The 17,444-nt window shown below is 70.1% G+C and carries 16 protein-coding genes; 5 read left to right on the top strand and 11 right to left on the bottom strand.

The annotated features are described in order from the left end of the window. Nucleotides 1-75: 75 nt before the first annotated feature. A complete protein-coding gene (locus AC07PF_RS11160) occupies nucleotides 76-834 on the bottom strand; it encodes a DeoR/GlpR family DNA-binding transcription regulator (protein ID WP_494611877.1) in 759 nt (252 codons plus the stop codon). 68 nt (nucleotides 835-902) lie between these two features. Here AC07PF_RS11160 and AC07PF_RS11155 point away from each other — a divergent pair, with 68 nt between their 5' ends. Together AC07PF_RS11155 and AC07PF_RS11150 are read left to right on the top strand one after the other, a co-directional pair. Next, the gene (locus AC07PF_RS11155; RefSeq protein WP_494611876.1) at nucleotides 903-1,316 is read left to right on the top strand and encodes a DUF4406 domain-containing protein; all 414 of its coding nucleotides are present in this window, start codon (nucleotides 903-905) and stop codon (nucleotides 1,314-1,316) included. Continuing rightward, the gene (locus AC07PF_RS11150) at nucleotides 1,313-1,930 is read left to right on the top strand and encodes an NUDIX domain-containing protein (protein ID WP_494611875.1); all 618 of its coding nucleotides are present in this window, start codon (nucleotides 1,313-1,315) and stop codon (nucleotides 1,928-1,930) included. The genes AC07PF_RS11155 and AC07PF_RS11150 overlap by 4 nt, the downstream gene beginning before the upstream one ends. Nucleotides 1,931-2,197: 267 nt before the next feature. Here the strand turns inward: AC07PF_RS11150 and AC07PF_RS11145 are convergent, their stop codons facing one another. Next, on the bottom strand, nucleotides 2,198-4,558 hold the full coding sequence (locus AC07PF_RS11145) for a penicillin acylase family protein (RefSeq protein WP_494611874.1): 2,361 nt from the start codon (nucleotides 4,556-4,558) through the stop codon (nucleotides 2,198-2,200). A 119-nt stretch (nucleotides 4,559-4,677) separates the two neighbouring features. On the opposite strand from AC07PF_RS11145, the gene AC07PF_RS11140 reads away from it, so the two are divergent. Continuing rightward, complete coding sequence (locus AC07PF_RS11140) at nucleotides 4,678-5,766, top strand: GlxA family transcriptional regulator (protein ID WP_494611873.1); 1,089 nt, start codon at nucleotides 4,678-4,680, stop codon at nucleotides 5,764-5,766. A gap of 9 nt (nucleotides 5,767-5,775) precedes the next feature. Here the strand turns inward: AC07PF_RS11140 and AC07PF_RS11135 are convergent, their stop codons facing one another. Next, a complete protein-coding gene (locus AC07PF_RS11135) occupies nucleotides 5,776-6,267 on the bottom strand; it encodes an EVE domain-containing protein (protein WP_494611872.1) in 492 nt (163 codons plus the stop codon). Nucleotides 6,268-6,356: 89 nt separating this feature from the next. Here AC07PF_RS11135 and AC07PF_RS11130 point away from each other — a divergent pair, with 89 nt between their 5' ends. Then, nucleotides 6,357-8,153, top strand: coding sequence for a DUF3592 domain-containing protein (locus AC07PF_RS11130; RefSeq protein ID WP_494611871.1), 1,797 nt, complete (start codon nucleotides 6,357-6,359; stop codon nucleotides 8,151-8,153). On the opposite strand, the gene alkB is transcribed toward AC07PF_RS11130, so the two are convergent. The 7 genes from alkB to AC07PF_RS11095 form a co-directional block, all read right to left on the bottom strand. Beyond that, nucleotides 8,154-8,825, bottom strand: a complete 672-nt coding sequence (alkB, locus tag AC07PF_RS11125; protein WP_494611870.1) for a DNA oxidative demethylase AlkB — start codon at nucleotides 8,823-8,825, stop codon at nucleotides 8,154-8,156. It abuts the gene before it with no gap. Beyond that, nucleotides 8,822-9,556, bottom strand: a complete 735-nt coding sequence (locus AC07PF_RS11120; protein WP_145696594.1) for a 2OG-Fe(II) oxygenase — start codon at nucleotides 9,554-9,556, stop codon at nucleotides 8,822-8,824. Before AC07PF_RS11120 ends, alkB begins: the two co-directional genes overlap by 4 nt. Then, complete coding sequence (ada, locus tag AC07PF_RS11115; RefSeq protein WP_494611869.1) at nucleotides 9,553-10,707, bottom strand: bifunctional DNA-binding transcriptional regulator/O6-methylguanine-DNA methyltransferase Ada; 1,155 nt, start codon at nucleotides 10,705-10,707, stop codon at nucleotides 9,553-9,555. Before ada ends, AC07PF_RS11120 begins: the two co-directional genes overlap by 4 nt. A 111-nt stretch (nucleotides 10,708-10,818) precedes the next feature. Further along, a complete protein-coding gene (locus AC07PF_RS11110; RefSeq protein ID WP_494611868.1) occupies nucleotides 10,819-13,635 on the bottom strand; it encodes a DEAD/DEAH box helicase in 2,817 nt (938 codons plus the stop codon). Nucleotides 13,636-13,669: 34 nt separating this feature from the next. Further along, complete coding sequence (locus tag AC07PF_RS11105) at nucleotides 13,670-14,542, bottom strand: helix-turn-helix domain-containing protein (RefSeq protein ID WP_494611867.1); 873 nt, start codon at nucleotides 14,540-14,542, stop codon at nucleotides 13,670-13,672. Between the two features lie 15 nt (nucleotides 14,543-14,557). After that, nucleotides 14,558-14,914 (bottom strand): nuclear transport factor 2 family protein, encoded by a 357-nt coding sequence (locus AC07PF_RS11100; protein ID WP_007855446.1) that lies wholly within the window; start codon nucleotides 14,912-14,914, stop codon nucleotides 14,558-14,560. 87 nt (nucleotides 14,915-15,001) lie between these two features. Next, complete coding sequence (locus AC07PF_RS11095; RefSeq protein ID WP_494611866.1) at nucleotides 15,002-15,907, bottom strand: DMT family transporter; 906 nt, start codon at nucleotides 15,905-15,907, stop codon at nucleotides 15,002-15,004. Nucleotides 15,908-16,038: 131 nt separating this feature from the next. Here AC07PF_RS11095 and AC07PF_RS11090 point away from each other — a divergent pair, with 131 nt between their 5' ends. Next, on the top strand, nucleotides 16,039-16,479 hold the full coding sequence (locus AC07PF_RS11090; RefSeq protein WP_007855444.1) for an Lrp/AsnC family transcriptional regulator: 441 nt from the start codon (nucleotides 16,039-16,041) through the stop codon (nucleotides 16,477-16,479). 3 nt (nucleotides 16,480-16,482) lie between these two features. Here AC07PF_RS11090 and AC07PF_RS11085 read toward each other — a convergent pair whose 3' ends face one another. After that, nucleotides 16,483-17,352, bottom strand: coding sequence for a helix-turn-helix transcriptional regulator (locus AC07PF_RS11085; RefSeq protein WP_007855442.1), 870 nt, complete (start codon nucleotides 17,350-17,352; stop codon nucleotides 16,483-16,485). Between the last annotated feature and the right edge of the window lie 92 nt (nucleotides 17,353-17,444).

The raw sequence follows: 17,444 nt of genomic DNA, 5'->3' as shown, positions 1-17,444 counted from the left end.
GCTCCAAGTCCGACAGACTCCTAGAAATCGCATGGCGGCATTGTGCATGCTGCGCGCCACCGCGCATGCGGGGCTTCAGTCGGCCAGCACGAGCTCCACGCCCGTGGCCCGCAAGGCCTTCTGGACCTGGGCGGGCGCCGCAGCCGGCACCACCAGGGCGCTCAGCTCCTTGAGTTGCGCGATGCCGAAGGGCGAGGCCGCGCCGAGCTTGTCGGTGGATGCCAGCACCACGGTTTCTGCCGCGCGCTGGTGCAGGGCGCGCTTGACGGCGGCCTCCTCGAAATCGCCGGTGGTGAGCCCGGCCTGGGCGTGCACGCCGGTCACGCCCATCAGGAACAGGTCGGCACGCAGCCGCCCGGCGGCCTCCACCACGCTGGCGCCCACGTTCACCATGGAGTGCCGGTACAGGCGCCCGCCCAGACTCAGCACCTCGATGTGCACATGCCCGGCGAGCGCCGTGGCCACGGCAGGGCTGTGGGTCACCACCGTGGCGTGCAGGTCGAGCGGCAGGTGCTGCACCACCTGCAGCGAGGTGGTGCCGCCATCGAGGATGACCACCTGGCCGGGCCGCACCAGCGCGGCCCCGGCGCGGCCCAGCAGGCGCTTTTCGCCGGGCGCCAGCTCCTGGCGCACCTGCAGGTCGCCCACGGCGGCCGAGGCGGGCAGGGCGCCGCCGTGCACCCGCTGCAGCTTGCCTTCGCCTGCGAGCTCGCGCAGGTCGCGCCGCACCGTGTCTTCGGACACGCCCCACTCATCGCTGAGCGCCTTGGCCACGACCTGGCCCTGCTGTGCGAGGCGCTGGAGGATGAGCTGTTTGCGTTGGGTGGTGAGCATGGGCGGGTTGGTTGCATGAAATCAAATGAAAATGCATGATACTGCACGATTGAACTGTGGAGAACCCCATGCCCGACACCACGGCGGCCGACCGCCCTCTGCTGGTACTCATTGCCGGCCCCTACCTTTCCGGCACCGATGGCGACCCCGAGCGCATTGCCGCCAACCGGGCGCGGCTGGAAGCGGCCGCTTTGCCCATCTACCAGCGCGGCCACCTGCCCATGCTGGGCGAATGGCTGGCCCTGCCCATCATCCATGCGGCCGGCGGGCACACGCACGGGGACGCGGTGTTCCATGCCTACCAGTACCCCGTGGCTGCCCGCCTGCTGGCGCGCTGCGATGCGGTGCTGCGCCTGCCCGGCGCCTCGCGCGGCGCCGACATGGACGTGGTCCGCGCGCAGGCCCTGGGCCTGCCGGTCTACCACCACATCGAGGAGCTGCCCGTGCGCGAGGCCGCTGAAGAAGAGGCGGTGGCGCCATGAAGCGCCCCGAAGCGGCGCCCTTGCCGGGCGATGCCGCCGATGTCCGGCTGCTGGGTGCCGACCTGCTGTCCGACAGCTGGTACACCCTGCGCCAGATCCACTTCGAGCTGCGCCGCCGCGACGGCCAGTGGCAGCGGCTGAGCCGCGAAGCTTATGACCGGGGCAATGGGGCGGTGCTGCTGCTGTGGGACCCGCTGCGCCGCACCGTGGTGCTGACCCGGCAGTTCCGCCTGCCGGCTTTTCTGAATGGCTCCCCCGATGGCCAGTTGATCGAGGCCTGTGCCGGCCTGCTCGATGGCGATGGGCCCGAGGCCTGCATACGCCGCGAGGCCGAGGAGGAGACCGGCTACCGCATCCGCGCGCCGCGCAAGCTGTTCGAGGCCTACATGAGCCCGGGTTCGGTGACCGAGAAGCTGCACTTCTTCATCGCCGAGTACGCCCCCGGCGACCGGGTGCGCGCGGGCGGCGGCGTGGTGGAAGAGGGCGAGGACATCGAGGTCATCGAGATGCCCCTGGCCGAGGCGCTGGCGGCCATCGCCTCGGGCCGCATCCAGGACGGCAAGACCATCATGCTGCTGCAGCATGCGGCGCTGGCTAGCGTGAACACCCCCTGAGTCGCTTCGCGCCTCCGTGCGTCCGCCAGAGGCGGTCGCTCTTCAGGCACGTCCAAGCCTGCGCAGGCAGGCTTGGAGCCGCGGCCCTCAGCCCCTCTCTCATATTGCTGCGCAATCTGGGAGGGGGACGCCCCCAGCGCAAGCGCTGTATACGCCGCCTTCGCGGCGGGGCGGCCCTTGCGCGGGGGCACTGGCTTCGGCCGCGCCAGTTTCATGCACTGCTGCCAGCACAGCGCAGTTGTTGCCTGAAGCCGTGTCGGCCAGGTTTTACGGCCGCACCAGCCGCAGCGGCTCGCCGATGCGTTCGCGCTCCACGTCCGCACGGTGAAACGGCAGGGCGTGCCAGGCCTTGCCGGAGAACTGGCGCATCTGGTCGTTCGCATGCGGCGAATCGGGGTTGGTCGACTGGCCATAGGTCAGGATGGCATGGGCCACGGGCCCGCGCGCGTCGAAAGTCACGGTCTGCACATAGCTCGTGCCGTAGTCGATGCGCAGGCCTGCGGTGTTGATCGGTGCGGGCTCCTGGCGGCCCAGGTTATTGAGCACGCCCTCGAACTCCTCGCCGCCGTGCAGACCGATGGCCTCCTCGGTGATGGCCGGGCGCTGCACGCTGCCCAGCGTGGCGTCCAGGGCAAAGCCGCTGCTGCGGATGGTGGTGACCGCCTTGTCCAGCGCCTCCCAGACTTTGGCGGCCACGGCGGCATCGTCCATCTTCAATCCGGCAGGGGTGGTGACGGGCTGGGCCGGGTCGAACGGAATGCGGAACACGCCAGGGATGTTGCGCGCATTGCGCCAGAACTCGCGGAACACATGGGCGCCGCGGGCGTCCAGGTCGTTGCGCAGGTTCCAGCCGCGCAGGGCGGTGCAGGCGTCGCGCGATGCGGCGCTGGGCGCCTGGCCGCAGGCGGCCAGCAGGTCCGGCACGGTGACCGAGGCCATGAAATTGCGGTTCTGGAACAGCTGCTGCTGGATGCCCTGCAGCGTCACCTTGCCCCGGCCCAGCATCTCGGGGATCTCGGCGAGCCCCGCGCGGGTGCGCGGGCGGGTCAGGCTGGCGTCGCCCACCAGGGGCGAGATGGCGCCGAACTTCTGGGCGGGGTGGGTGTAGACGAAGCTGTCGTTGCTGTTGTGCACCCAGTCGTTGCGAAAGGCCACCGGCATGCGGGCCATGGGGATCAGGCTCGGCACGGGCGAAGCGCTGTCGCGGCGCCAGGCGCAGTCGCTGCGCGCGCCGTCCAGCACCACCAGGCCGGCGCTGCCACGCAAGGCCGCGGCGGGCTTGCCCGGGGCGCAGCGCTCCAGGTCGGCGGCGTCCAGGTCGGGCACCACGCTCACATCGGCATACATCACGCGGCCCTGGCGGTCGGCCGCCAGCGTGTTCACCCAGGGCAGGCCCAGCGAGGCATGGGCCCGGTGCAGGTCGTCCACCCGGGTGGCACGGGCGAAGGTCAGCGCGGCATCCATCATGCGGGTGTTGCCCGTGTTGGCGTCGCGCAAGGCGTAGGCGGTCTTGCCGGTCCAGGTGAGGCCGGCGCGCGGCACCACCACCAGCGGGCCCCAGCGGCTGGACCACACGGTCTGTTCGCGCGCCTGCAGCGTGCCATCGGGGTTGCGCACCTGGGCCTTCACCTGGCGCGCGACCATCTTCTCGGGTTGGCCATCCACCAGGTAGCTGGTCGGGTCGCCGGGCACCAGGGCCAGCTCGTACAGCGTGAAGCGCTTGCCGGTGGAGACGGTGTGCGACCAGGCCACGTCCTTGTTGAAACCGATCGAGACCATGGGGTAGGTGCCTATGCCCACGCCCATCACGTCCATGTGGCCCGGGATGGTCAGGTGCATCTCGTAGAAGCGGTTGGGCCCGCTCCAGGGGAAGTGTGGGTTGCCCAGCAGCATGCCGCTGCCATTGGCCGTGACCTCCTTGCCGAAGGCCCAGGCATTGGAGCCCAGGGGCGAGTCGAGCAGGCCCACATCGCGCAGGGCCTGCGCGGCATCGGCCAGGTCCACGGCGGGTGCCGCTACCTGTGCGGCCTGGGGCGAGGGGGGTTGCGCGCCCAGCATGCCGTCGGCCAGCGCGGCAATGCCGGCCTGCACGGCCACGACCTCGGCCATGCGCCGGTACTCCACCAGCGTCATCGACTGCACCCAGGGCTGGCCCTGGCAGGCCTTGGGCAGGCGGGCCGCGTTGTCCGCCAGAAAGCGGTTGTAGCCTGCCACATAGCCACGCGCCATGGACTGCGCCTGCGCACTGGTGGCCGCCCAGCTGCGTGCCAGGAGGGCGTCGTCCATGTGTGCGGCCATGAACAGGTCGATCTGCTCGTTGGGCAGGTAGCGGCGGCCCAGCAGGCCGGTGGTCTTGCCGCCGAAAGTGGCGCCGCGCTGCCCGCGTGCGGTGACGAGCTGGTCGGCCGTCATGCAGACGTTGTCCTGCGCGTACGCATAGGCCACGCCATAGGCCAGTGATTCAGGGTCGTGCGCGGTGATGTGGGGAATCCCGTAGGTCGTGCGCTCAATGGTCACGCTGCGGTCGCCGCTGTCGGGCGTGCTGGCGCAGGCGCTCAGCAGCAGGGCGACGGCGCCGCTCGCGGCCGTGGTGCAAAAGGCCGTGGTACGGCTCCGTGTGGGTGTCATGGTAGGTGTCTCCGGTTCTGTGTGTTGTCTTGGCGTTGGGGATCGCAGGGCCATGCTACGTCTCGGTAACATTTGGACATGGTGGTGAAATGGACACGAATGGTTGCAAAATGGCCGCCATGCCGCCTAACCTGTCACCGCCATTTGCCTGTGTGAACGTGGGCATCCTCTGGGGCCAGGACAGCATCACCAGCACGGCGGCGGCCGTGGTGGACATCCTGCGCGCCATGAACATGCTGGCCGCCATGCGCGCGGCCGATGCCCCGCCACCGCTGCGCTGGCACTGGCTGGAACTGCCCGGCGAGGCGGGGCTCCATGCCCCGCCCATTCCGGGCACGGATGGGCTGCAGGGACCTCTGCACGTGGTGGTGGTACCTGGCTGGCTGGTGCCCACGGGTCCGCAGTTGCGCGACATCTGCGACCGGCATGCCGCGCACTTCGGGCCGCTGCTGCGCTCCCACGTCGCGGGCGGCGGGCTGGTGGCAGCGCTGTTCAACGGCTCGGCCCTGCTGGCCGATTGCGGGCTGCTGGCGGGGCGCAAGGTTGCGGTACCCTGGGTGTTCGCCCCATCCATCTTTATGCAGGCCGGCGACACCGGGCAGGGCGCAGCCATCGGCGCCAACTGGCAGCGCCACCAGGGCTGGCAGCGCGATGGCGCCCTGTGGACCACGGCTTCGCTGCAGGAGACCATTGCCGCCATGCTCGATCTGCTGGCCTGCACGCCCCTGGCCGAGCTGGCCCAGGCTGCATCGCCGGTGCTGCGCTTCGACCCGGAGCGCCAGCTGACAGCACCCGCGGGGATGGAGACGCCCACCGGTCGCCCGCTGGTTTCCGGCGCGCTGGAGCAGGCCCGCCGCTGGCTGCAGGCACACCGCAGCGAGCCCTACAGCCTGCAGGCCACGGCGCGCGCGGCATCCATCAGCCCGCGCACCCTGCTGCGCTGGTTTGCGCAGGAGCATGGACAGACCCCGCAGGACTACCTGCACGGCCTGCGCGTGGCGCAGGCCCAGGCGCTGCTGCAGACCACCTACCTCACCGTGGAGGACGTGGCCCAGCAATGCGGCTACAGCGATACCGGCAGTTTCCGCAAGGTCTTCGTGCGCCTGTGCGGTGTGACGCCGGGGGCTTGGCGCCAGCGCTTTCGGCTGCGCACCACGCGCAAGCAGTGGCAGGGGCCCGGTGGGCCGCCTGTGGCGAAAGGCCGCTGAGAATCGCGGTCAGGGCCTGGTATCCAGCAGCGCCATGATGCGGTCCCAGTGGGGTGCATCCACCGGCGTGATCGACAGGCGGCTTCCTTTTTGCAGCACCCGCAGGTCGGCCAGTGCGGGGTGCTGGCGCAGCTCGGGCAGGCCCAAGAGGCGCGTCTTGCGCAGGGCCTGCACGTCGAGCAGCAGCCAGCGCGGCGCGTCGGGCGGCGACTTGGGGTCGTGGTAGGGCGAGGCCGGGTCGAACTGCGTGGGGTCGGCCCGCGTGCCCGAGGCCACGCGGGCGATGCCGACGATGCCGGGCTCGGCGCAGCTCGAGTGGTAGAACAGCACGCCGTCGCCCACCTGCATGCCGTCGCGCATGAAGTTGCGCGCCTGGTAGTTGCGCACGCCGGTCCAGGGCACGGTGGCGTCGGGCGCGGCCAGGGCGTCGTCGATGGAGCATTCCTCGGGCTCGGACTTCATGAGCCAGTGGCGGGGGGTGGCGCTGGATGGGGATGTCATGGCACCATTCTGGCAAAGAGACTGTTCGACCGCAAAACATGCGAGGGGAAAACGCACTGCTGTCCGTATGGGCAGCTGCGCTACAAGCCATGGCTGAGCAATCCGACACCAAGAGCAAGAAAGGCAACGGTCCCGGCCCCTGGGTGCTGGTGCTGTTCGGCATGCCGTTTGCGGCCGTGGGCCTGGGCCTGCTGCTGCTGAGCGTGCTGCCCACCCTGTACGACTGGACCACCATGCAGGGCTGGCAGCCCGTGCAGGCCACGCTGGTGTCGGCCGAGACCGTTGCCAGCCGCGGCAGCAAGTCCACCACCTACAGCGTCAAGGCCGAGTACCGCTACCGCGTGGCGGGCCAGGAATACACCGGGCGCCGCGTGGCCATCGGCTCGGGCAGCGACAACGTGGGCGAGTTCCAGCAGGAGCTGGGCGCCCGGCTTGAAGCCGCGCAGCGCAGCGGTACGCCGGTGGAGGCCTGGGTGAACCCGGGCGACCCCACCGAGGCCGTGCTGGACCGCAGCCTGCGGCCGGGCATGCTGGCCTTCAAGCTGGTGTTTGCGCTGGTGTTCGGCGGAGCGGGCTTGGGCATCATCATTTTCGCCCTGCGCATCCGGTTCGCGCTGAGTCCGGGGGCGCCGACGGCGGGGCCGGCCTGGGAGGCGCGCCCCTGGGAATCGCGCGCCGCCTGGAAGGACAACCGCATCCGGTCGCACCGGCGCCTCGGGGTCTGGGTGGCCTGGACCATGGCGGTGCTGTGGAACCTGGTGGCGATCCCCATGGCCTTCACCGTGGTGCCGCGTGCGCTGGCCCGGGGCAACCACCTGGCAGCGGGCACCCTGGTGCTGGTTGCGCTGGTCGGCCTGGTGCTGCTGGCCTGGGCCGCCCGCAGTGCCTTCCATGCCCGGCGCTATGGCGATGCGCGGCTGGAGTTGGACCCGTTTCCCGGCTCCATCGGCGGGCACTTCGGCGCCACCCTGGCGGTGCCCGTGGCCTACAGTTCGGGGCTGCGTTTTCTGGCCACCCTGCAGTGCGTGGAGCACACGCGCACCCGTTCGGGCGGCAAGACCAGCTACGAAAGCCGCACGCTGTGGCAGGTGCGCGGCCTGGCGCAGGTGGAGGCACAGGGCGAAGGCGTGCGGTTGGCAGTGCGCTTCGACGTGCCGGCGCACCTGCCCGCATCGGAAGACCCGGGCAGCGACTACCACCGCTGGGAGCTGCAGGTCCAAAGCGTGCCAGGCAGCTCGGGGGACAACCTCGCGCCGGGCTTTGCGCGCAGCTTCGATGTACCGGTGTACCTCACGAACCAGAAGTCGGTCTGGCTGCGCCACGACGCGGCCGAGCACCCGCAACTGGCCGAGGTGGCCCAGGCCGGCGATGACGCGAACCTGTCCGACATGGAGCAGGTGCCTGGCGGGGTGCGGCTGTACTTTCCCTACGGCCGGCGCTGGAAGACCATGCTGGCGCTGCTCGTGTTTGGCGCCATCTTCGCGGGCGCGGGCACGCTGCTGTGGAACAACGAGGCGCCGCTGCCGTTCACCCTGATCTTCGGCGGCATCGGCTGGCTGGTGGTGCTGGGCGCCCTGTACGGCCTGGGCAACAGCCTCACGGTGCACCTGGACCGCCAGGGCATCCGCTCCGAGCGGCGTCTGCTGGGCGTGGTGCGCTGGCAGAGTGCGGCTTCGGCGAGCGAGGTCACCCGCCTGGAGCTCAAGGAAAGTTACTCCACCACCACGGGGGGCCACAAGGAGACCTACTACCGCCTGCAGGCCGCGCTGGCCAGCGGCAAGACCATCACCGTGGCCGACAGCCTGCGCGGCAAGGCTGCGGCTCAGCAACTGCTGTCGTCCCTGTGCCGGCAGACGGGCTATACCAAGGGGTCGGCGCAGGCCTGATTACCCGGCCTTGCGAAAGGTCAGGTTGATGCGAAATGCTCCGGTCAGTGGGTGTTCGGCCTCGGCCAGCGGCACCACGCCGTGGTAGCGCAGACGCGCCGGGCCTCCCCAGACCACCACGTCGCCATGCACCAGGGGAATGCGCTGTGCTTTGTCGGCCCGCGCATCGCCGCCGAACAGGAAGACGGCAGGGATGCCCAGCGAGACCGAGACGATGGGGTGGCCGTGGTCGCGCTCGTCCTTGTCCTGGTGCAACGAAAGGCGGGCACCGGGCGCATAGCGGTTGATGAGGCAGGCATCGGGCGCGAAGCCCGCAAAACCCGCGGCATCGGCGGCCCCGCGCGCCAGGGTGGCGAACACGGTCGGCAGCGGGGGCCAGGGCCGGCCGCTGAGCGGGTCGGCCCGGCCATAGCGGTAGCCGCTGCGGTCGGAGATCCAGCCCAGCGGGCCGCTGTTGGTCATGGCCACCGACATGCGCTGGCCGCCCGGGGTTTCCAGGTGCCGGAAGGGCGCATGCCCGGCGATGCCGTCGACCGCCTGCAGCAGCGCCGGTGCCACATCGAGCGCAAAGCCGCGCAGCAGAACCGCCCCCGGGGCGAGCGCTTGCCGCGTGCCGGCCTGCTGCTGGAGCAGCGCGGCTTCCTCCTCATGGCCAAACAGGTTCAGGCTCATGTCGCGTCGTGGAAGATGATGCCCGCAGTGTGCCGCATGCCCGAGCGCAGCCGGCTCACGCCATGGCGCATGTTCACGCGGTAGGGGCCGCGCGTGCCGTTGACCGGGCGGTGGTGCACGGCAAAAACGACTGCATCGCCCTGGCGCAGGGGCACGACCTCGGCGCGCGACTGCATGCGCGGGCGCTGCTCGGTCAGCACGAACTCACCGCCCGTGAAGTCGCGCCCGGGCTCCGACAGCAATATCGCCACCTGCAGCGGGAACACATGCTCGCCATACAGGTCCTGGTGCAGGCAGTTGTAGTCGCCCGCCTGGTACTGCAGCAAGAGCGGCGTGGGCCGCACCTGGCCGGCCGCATGGCAGCGGTCGATGAACTCGGCATGCGTGGCCGGGTAGCGGGTGGGGATGTCCATCACCGCATTCCAGTGGTTGGCCAGTGGGCACAGGTGCGGGTACAGCGCTTCGCGCAGACCGGCCACCAGGGGCGGCAGCGGGTAGGCAAAGTACTGGTACTCGCCCTGGCCGAAGCCGTGGCGCGCCATCACCACGCGGCTGCGAAAGCGGCTGCCGTCCGGGTACAGGCCCGCGAGCGCCTGGCATTCCCCGGGGCTGAGCAGGGCCGGGAGAATGGCAGCGCCCTGGGCGTTCAGGCCGTCCGTGACTTCGGCCCAGCCGATGGCACTGGCGCGGGCGGCCCAGTCCGTGGCGTGTTCGGGGAGGCGGGCATTCATGCGGGCTGGCCCTTGGTTTGGCGCTGCTCGCGATCCAGCAGGGCCTGCTTGCGCTCCACGCCCCAGCGGTAGCCCGACAGAGCGCCGTCGTTGCGCACCACCCGATGGCAGGGGATGGCCACGGCCAGGGCATTGGCCGCGCAGGCCTGTGCCACGGCGCGGGCCGCCGTGGGGGAGCCGATGCGCTGGGCGATCTCGGCATAGCTGGCTGTTGCGCCGGCGGGGATGGCCTGCAGCGCCTGCCACACACGCTGCTGGAAGGCCGTGCCCTGCACGTCGAGCGGCAGGTCCAGGCCCAGGCCAGGGGCTTCCACGAAGGCCACGACCCGCGCCACCAGCGCATCGAAGCTGCGGTCGTCGCCCACCAGGTGGGCCTGGGGAAAGCGGTCCTGCAGATCCTGCGCCAGCAACTGGGCGTCGTCCCCCAGCAAAATGGCGCACACACCGCGCCCGCTCTGCGCCACGAGGAGGGCGCCCAGCGAGCACTGCGCGATTGCGAAGCGGATGGTGACCTGCCTGCCACCCGCCTGGTAGCGCGTGGGCGTCATGCCCAGCACGCCGTCGGCCTCTTCGTAGAAACGGCTGGTGGCGTTGTAGCCCGCGTTGAAGATGGCATCGGTCACGCTGCCGGCCTGGGGCGCGGCCAGTTCGCTGCGCACGCGCTGCGCGCGCTGTGCGGCGCCATAGGCCTTGGGCGTGAGGCCCGTGGCCTGCTTGAAGATGCGGTGGAAGTGGTGGGCGCTCAGGCCCACGCGGGCGGCCAGCGCATCCAGCGTGGGCGGCGCCTCGGCCGCCTCGATGATGCGGCAGGCCTCGGTGACCAGGGCCGCGTGGTGCGCTACGGGCGATGCCTGGGTCGGCTTGCAGCGCTTGCAGGGGCGAAAGCCGGCGCGTTCGGCATCGGCGGTGCTGTCGTGGAAGCGCACGTTCTCGGGCAGCGCCGGCCGGGCGGCGCAGCTCGGGCGGCAGTAGACGCCGGTGGTCTGCACCGAGTAGTAGAAGCGGCCGTCGGCCGCAGCGTCGCGCGAGCGCACCGCCGCCCAGCGCGGGTCGGCCAGGGTGGCCGCGGCCTGGGCGGCCTTGGCGCTGGCCTTGGGCGGGTGGCTGGTGGGCATGCTGCGGTGGGCGAATGCGGTGGTGGTGGTGTTCATGGGGGCCTCGCAAAGGTGTTGGAGATGGCCCCACTGTAAAAATGGACCGCCTTGCACGCACCCCGAAGCTTGCTTTTGAATTCTGCACCGTTGGCAGTCGCCCCGGTGCCGTCAGGGATCAGGCACGAACGGCAGCGCTCTGCGAAGCCCCGTCCCGCCCCAGCGTTTGGCGTTCTCGCCCGGTATTGCCAGCGGGTTGTTCTGCGGCTCCGACAGCGGGGCCAGCAGGGCCTGCAGGTCGGCCTCGCTGAACTTGACGGCGCCTTCCCCGTCATGCCCCAGCACGCCCTGGGCCAGCGCGGCCTTGCGCGCCTGCAGTTCCAGCATGCGCTCCTCGATGCTGCCTTCCACCACCAGCTTGTAAACGAAGACCGGCTGGTCCTGGCCGATCCGGTGGGCGCGGGCCGTGGCCTGCTCCTCCACGGCCGGGTTCCACCACGGGTCCACATGGACCACCGTGTCAGCGGCCGTGAGGTTCAGGCCGACGCCGCCGGCCTTGAGGCTCACCAGCAGGATGGGCGGGCTGGCCTCGTCCTGCGCCTGGAAGCGCTGCACCACCGCGCCGCGCTGGCCCGGTGGCGTCTGGCCGGTGAGGGCGAGGAAGGGCAGTTCCAGCACCTGCAACTGCTGGGCCACCAGCTCCAGCATCTCGGTGAACTGCGAGAACACCAGCACGCGCCGGCCTTCGGCCACCAGGGCCGGCAGCATGTCGGCCAGCAGTTCGAGCTTGGCGCGCTCCATGCTGGCCGCCATCTTGCTGCCCTTGACCAGGCGCGGGTCGCAACACACCTGGCGCAGCTTGAGCAGGGCGTCGAGGATGCTGATCTGCGCGCCGTCGAAGCTCTCGCGCTCCAGCACCCGGCGCACCTGCTTGTCGACGGTGGTGCGCACGGCCTCGTACAGCTCGCGCTGCTTGCCCTGCAGTTGCACGTGCTGGATGACTTCGGTGCGCGGGGGCAGCTCGGTGGCCACGTCCTGCTTGCGCCGGCGCAGGATGAAGGGGCGCACGCGCTGCGAGAGCAACTGGGCGCGCAGGGTTTCGCCGTTCTCCTCGATGGGCTTGCGCCAGCGGGCGTTGAAGCTGCGCACGTCGCCCAGAAAGCCGGGCATCAGGAAGTCGAACTGCGCCCAGAGCTCGCCCAGGTGGTTTTCCAGCGGCGTGCCGGTCAGGCACAGCAGGTGCGGGGCCTGCAGGCGGCGCAGGGCGCGCGCGCTGCGGCTGCCGGCGTTCTTGACCATCTGCGCTTCGTCAAGGATCAGCAGGTGGAAGGCCTGCCCCGCCAGCGCCTCCACGTCGCGCCAGAGCAGGGGGTAGGTGGTCAGCACCAGGTCGTGTTCGGCAATCTCGGCAAACGCCTTGCCCCGGTCCGGCCCGTGCAGGGCCAGCACGCGCAGGCCCGGGGCCATGCGCCGGGCCTCGGCCTGCCAGTTGAACAGCAGCGAGGTGGGCAGCACCACCAGGGCCGGCCGGGTGAGGCGGCCGGCCTCCTTTTCCACCAGGATATGGGCCAGGGCCTGCGCGGTTTTCCCGAGGCCCATGTCGTCGGCCAGGATGCCGCCCAGCCCTTGCGCGCGCAGGTACTGCAGCCAGGCCAGGCCTTCGAGCTGGTAGGGGCGCAGCTGCACCTGCAGGCCCTCGGGCGCGGCGACCGGCTCGGGCGTGCCGATGGCCTTGAGGCGCCTGGCCAGTTGGGACAGGCCGATGTCGCCCTGCAACTGCCAGTCGTTGGCACTGCCCACGCGGTGGGCCTGCACCAGGCCGGCGCGCAGGGCTTCGAGCCGGCGCAGTTCCCAGGCGCCCAGGCGCAGCGGGTCGCCGTCCTGGCGCTGGTTGCGCTCGGGGTCGGTGAGCAGATCGATCATGGCGCCCACGATGGCCTTGAGCGGGCCGGCGGGTGCGTCGATGCGCCGCCCACCCGGCGCGCGCAGCGAGATGGTCTCCAGGTCGTCGATGCGCGCCATGCGCCGTGCGATGAGCCAGCGCGCATCGCGCTTGAGCAGGTCGGCCAGCATGGGCGCCAGGTCCAGGGTCTCGCCGTCGATTTCGATGCCCAGGCTCAGCAGCCAGGCGCCTTCGCGTGCGGGCAGCTGCAGCTTTTGCACCGGGCGCTCGCGCGGGCCCACGGGCCCGGCCACTTCCTTGCCCAGTACCTCGCCGGTGTCGGGGGCGATGAGGAGCTTCCAGCGTTGCACCGGTACGCTCTCGTGTGCAAAGCCGGGCCGCACCACCACGCTCCAGCCCTGGGCCGCAAGGCGTGGCACCTGTTCGGCCCAGAAGTCGCCGAAGAAGGCCTCCTGCGCCAGCGTCCACACCGGGCCCAGGCTGGCGCCGGCATCGCGGTTGCGCCACTGCAGGGTGCGCGCGTCCAGGGGCTGCAGGCCCAACTCCCAGGCCAGGTCCATGGCGTCGGATTCGGCCGCCAGGTCGCGCTGCATGCGCACCACGGGGCCGCCGGTGTCGTACAGGTCCACGAGCGGTGCCGGGCGCGAGTTGAGGATGGAGGTGGGCGCCGGCGCCTGCCAGGCGATGGCCGCCTGTCGCGTGTCTTCGAGGCGGTAGGTCCAGTCGATCTGCACCAGCGTTACGCTGTCGCCGCGCGGGCCCATCTTGCCCTGGGGCTTGAGGCCCAGCAGTCCCTCGCCCCGGCCCAGGGTCATGAGGGTGATGCGCGGCTGGAAGTGGCCAGCCGCAATGCCTGGGGGCAAGGCCGGGCGCTGCGGGGATTGGGGGGCTTCATTGCCATCGCCCCGCATCAGCCCCATCACGCGCGCGGCCTCGGCGTCCGTCAGCGGGGGCAGGGCCTTGAGCGCATCGGCCCCGGCCTGGCGGCGCAGGGCGGCCACCCAGGCGGCGATCACCGCCTGGCGGTCGGAGCGCGGTAGGTTCGGTTCTGCGGGGGAGGGAAAGGGGTCACCGGAACGTGTCACTGGGCGGTGATTGTGCCCGTACTATCCAACTCAATTACCCGAGCACAGGCACGGCGTAGTGCATGACGGACGCGTCCGATCCACCCTGGTAGCCGGGGCCATAGATTTCCAGGTCCGCACCGCCGCTGTGGCGCTGCTCGGAACCCGCCAGCCAGTTGGCGTAGATGTAGTTGACGGTGTGGTTCACGTTCTCCGGCGCGCCCCGGTGCTCGAACGTGGCGTAGCGCGCGGCCGGCACTTCGAAGTGCACCATGCCTTCGGGCAAGGCGCCGGCGTGCGAGACTTCGATGGCGGCGTGGTACAGCAGCAGGTCGCTGGTGCTCGCGGTCTGGCTCACCACGCCGTAGCAGACACCGGGAACCCGGTGGGGGATTTCTGCCAGCCGGGGCATGAAGCTGGCCCACAGCGGGGGCAGCTTCTGTCCCAGGTTGTCCTTGTCGGAGTCGGCTCCGTAGAAATGGGTGGCCAGGCCCACCAGTTGCAGCGGCGGGCGCTCGCGGATGTCCGGGCTGAGTGACAGGTTGCGGTCCAGCTGGCGCAGGTAGTCCTCGTCGAACTGGACCTTCTTGACGAAGAGGCTGCGCCTGCCGAACTTGCGGTACTGGTTGGGCGTGAGCTCGAAGCAGGCCTTGAAGGCCCGGGTGAAGCTCTCCTGCGTGTCGTATCCGGCCGCCAGGGCAATGTCCAGGATGCCCAGGCGCGTGTGGAGCAACTGGTCCAGCGCCTTGGCGAAGCGCCGCGACCGGATGTAGGTCTTCAGGGTCTCGTTGGTCAGGGCCTTGAAGATGCGCTGGAAGTGCCACTGGCTCAGCCCGGCGGCCTGCGCCACGTCCGACAGGGCGATGTCGGTATCGAGGTGCGCCTCGATGAAGTCGATGCCGCGCTGGATGCGGTGCAGGTAGAACATGCCGGGCTTCTTCCTTCAAGGGGTGTCGTAGAAGCCGGTCATCGCCAGCAGCTTGCCCTGATCGTTGAACTGGCCAAAGCTTACCCCCTCACCAAGCACCGCGCCATCGGCGCCTACCATCTTCCACTGGGCCATGCAGTGCTGGTGGTGGCTCGCAAAGCGCTCGGTCACGAAGTAGGCGCCCGGCAACTGTTGGTGAAAGCCCTGCATGGTCTCTCCGAGCGCCTCCCAGCCGGACGCAACCCCCAGCGGGTCGGTGTAGGTGCATTGTTCGTCCAGGCTGGCGGCGAACAGGGCCTGCTTTTCAGCGGCGGTGGGCGCCTTCCATGAGGCGACGTAGGTTTCCCAGGTGGTTTGCATTGCGTGGTCCATGGGGGTGCTCCTTGGGTTGAGATAGAAGCCACCGATGGTGCCCATCGCTGCCGGCAGGTTTTGATATTTTGTGCTTGTCTCATGGGCCTACTTCACGCCTTGCGCTGTGGGCTGCGGGGTCGTCGCCCGCGGCCGATTGCCTTGCAGGTTCATCGCGGCCGCGGCCAGAAGGATGGCCGCGGCCCCGAGCCACTGCGCGGGCTGCAGCCGGTGACCGAAGGCCACGAAGTCCACCGCGATGGCGACTATCGGGTAGATGAAGGACAGCGCGCCCTGCAGGTAGGTGGGCAGCTTCTGCACCGCGCCGTAGAGCAGGATGTACATGAGGCCGGTGTGCACAACACCCACGGTGACCAGCAGCAGCCAGGTCCGCCCATCCTGGGGCAGGGTGCCAAAGTTGGCGAACGGTGCCAGCATGAGCACCCCCACGCAGACCTGCACCAGCGCGATCAGGTGCGGTGGCGTGCCCGTGAGCCGCTTGGCGATGACCGAGGCCACGGCCCAGAAGAAGGCCGCGCCCAGCGCCATGGCGATGCCCAGCGCATAGTGGCTGCCCGCGAAGCTGGCGCCCGGCCGGGCCTGCACGATGAGCAGCATGCCGCCAAAGGCCAGGGCCAGCCAGCCGAGCTTGGCGAGGGTGATGCGCTCGCCGAAGAGCAGGGCGCCGAAAGCCACCAGCATGAAGGGCTGGGTGTTGTAGACCGCCGTGGCGATGGAGATCGAGGCATGCGCGTACGCGCCGAACAGCAGCAGCCAGTTGGTGACAATGGCCACGCCGCCGAGCGCGGCCCAGGCCGCCTGGCGCCAAGTCAGCACCCCGCGCAGCAGGCCCATGGCCGCGCACACCAGCGCCAGCGTGGCCGCACCGAAGGCGCAGCGCCAGAACACCACGTCCAGCGCCGCCAGCCCCGACTGCACGACGAACCAGCCTATCGTGCCCGAAATGGCCATCGCACCACCCATTTCGAGCGTGCCCTGCGTCTTCTTGTCCATCACCGTTCCACCTTGTATTCCGATGCACCGAGTGTAGAAAAATGGCGATGCCAGGTGAATGGTCAAAAAAAGTCGATTGCTCAGATAGTCCTCATAATCCAAGGCATGGCTTGAATCTGGAGCAATTTTCCATGGACCTGGTCGATCAATCCATTTTGTCGGTGCTGCATGCGGATGCGCGCACCTCGCTCAAGCTGCTGGCCGAGCGCGTGGGCCTGTCGGCACCCAGCGTGTCCGAGCGGCTGCGCCGGCTGGAAGAGCGCGGGGTGATCCGCGCCTTCACCCTGGACATCGAGCCGCGCGCCCTGGGCTACCAGCTGCAGGCCATCGTGCGCATCAAGCCGCTGCCGGGCCAACTGGCCGCGGTGGAGCAGTTGATACGCGACACGCCCGAGTTCTGCGAGTGCGACAAAGTGACGGGCGACGATTGCTTCATCGCCCGGGTCTACGTGCGTTCCATCGAGCAGCTCGACGGCGTGCTCGACCGCATCGCGGACAAGGCCCAGACCAGCACGGCCATCGTCAAGGCGCAGACCATCAGGCGACGGCCGCCGCCGTTCACACCCGGTTGAGCGTCAGCGACCCAGCACCTTCGCGAACAGCTCGTTGCGAAAGTGGATGCCCATGCGGGCAAAGGCGCGGTTGCGGTAGGTCTTGACCGTGGGCACGCCCAGGCCCAGGTCGGCGGCGATGCCCTCGTGCGTCATGCCCTGCAGCACCCGGGCGCAGACGTCGAGTTCGCGGTCCGTCAGATCGTGCTGCAGGCGCAGCAGCCGCTCGCGCAGGGCCGGCAGGCCCTGGGGCAGGGTGGCCAGGGCCGGGAGCACCGCATGCTCCGCGTCCTCTTCCTGCAGCAGAGGCACCATGGACTGCGGACGCGCGAGCGTGATGTGCTTGCGCGCCAGGGCCAGCAACACGGGTGCCACGCTCTCGAAGCCGCTGATCTGGCCGTCGCGAAAAGGCGGCTGGTGCTGGTGGCGGTAGAAGTTGACGGCGAACACCGAACCGTCGCTCTCGTAGTCGACCACCGAGACGCGCTCGGCCACGCCGTGGGCTTCGTAGACACGGGCGCGGTGCTCGCCCTCGACTTCGGTGGCCGTCACGTGGCACAGCCGGGTCAGTGGTTCGGCGGGGGCGTCCTCGAACGGCCGGCCCCAGGTGCGGTCGCGGCGGTAGGGGCCCGAGAGGTAGGCCCACCAGCAGTCCTGCGTGGTGTCGGGCACGCCTCGGCTGGCGGACATGAACAGGGTGGGCTTGCAGCGATGCCCGGTGCGGTACACCGACCACGAGGCCGCGGGCAGCACGGGGGCCAGGTCGTCGAGCAGGCCAGCGGCGAAGCCGGCCTCGCCCAGGCGCTGCACCATGCCGGCCAGGGCCTGGCCTGCGGGGCCGGTCGCGGCGTGCCTGCCCGTGGCGGGCGGCTCGGAGGGGAGCCATTGCCTCATGGTCGGGTGCCTTGCAGGTGCGTGGAAATCGGTGTCATCGGGTTGTCATCCTCAGGGATGACAGGCGGCCGGCACAACCGGATTTACGCTAG

This window comes from Acidovorax sp. GW821-FHT10A04, from assembly GCF_059415825.1.
Note: the sequence above shows the minus strand (reverse complement) of the source record. Positions and strands in the feature narration are given on the sequence as shown.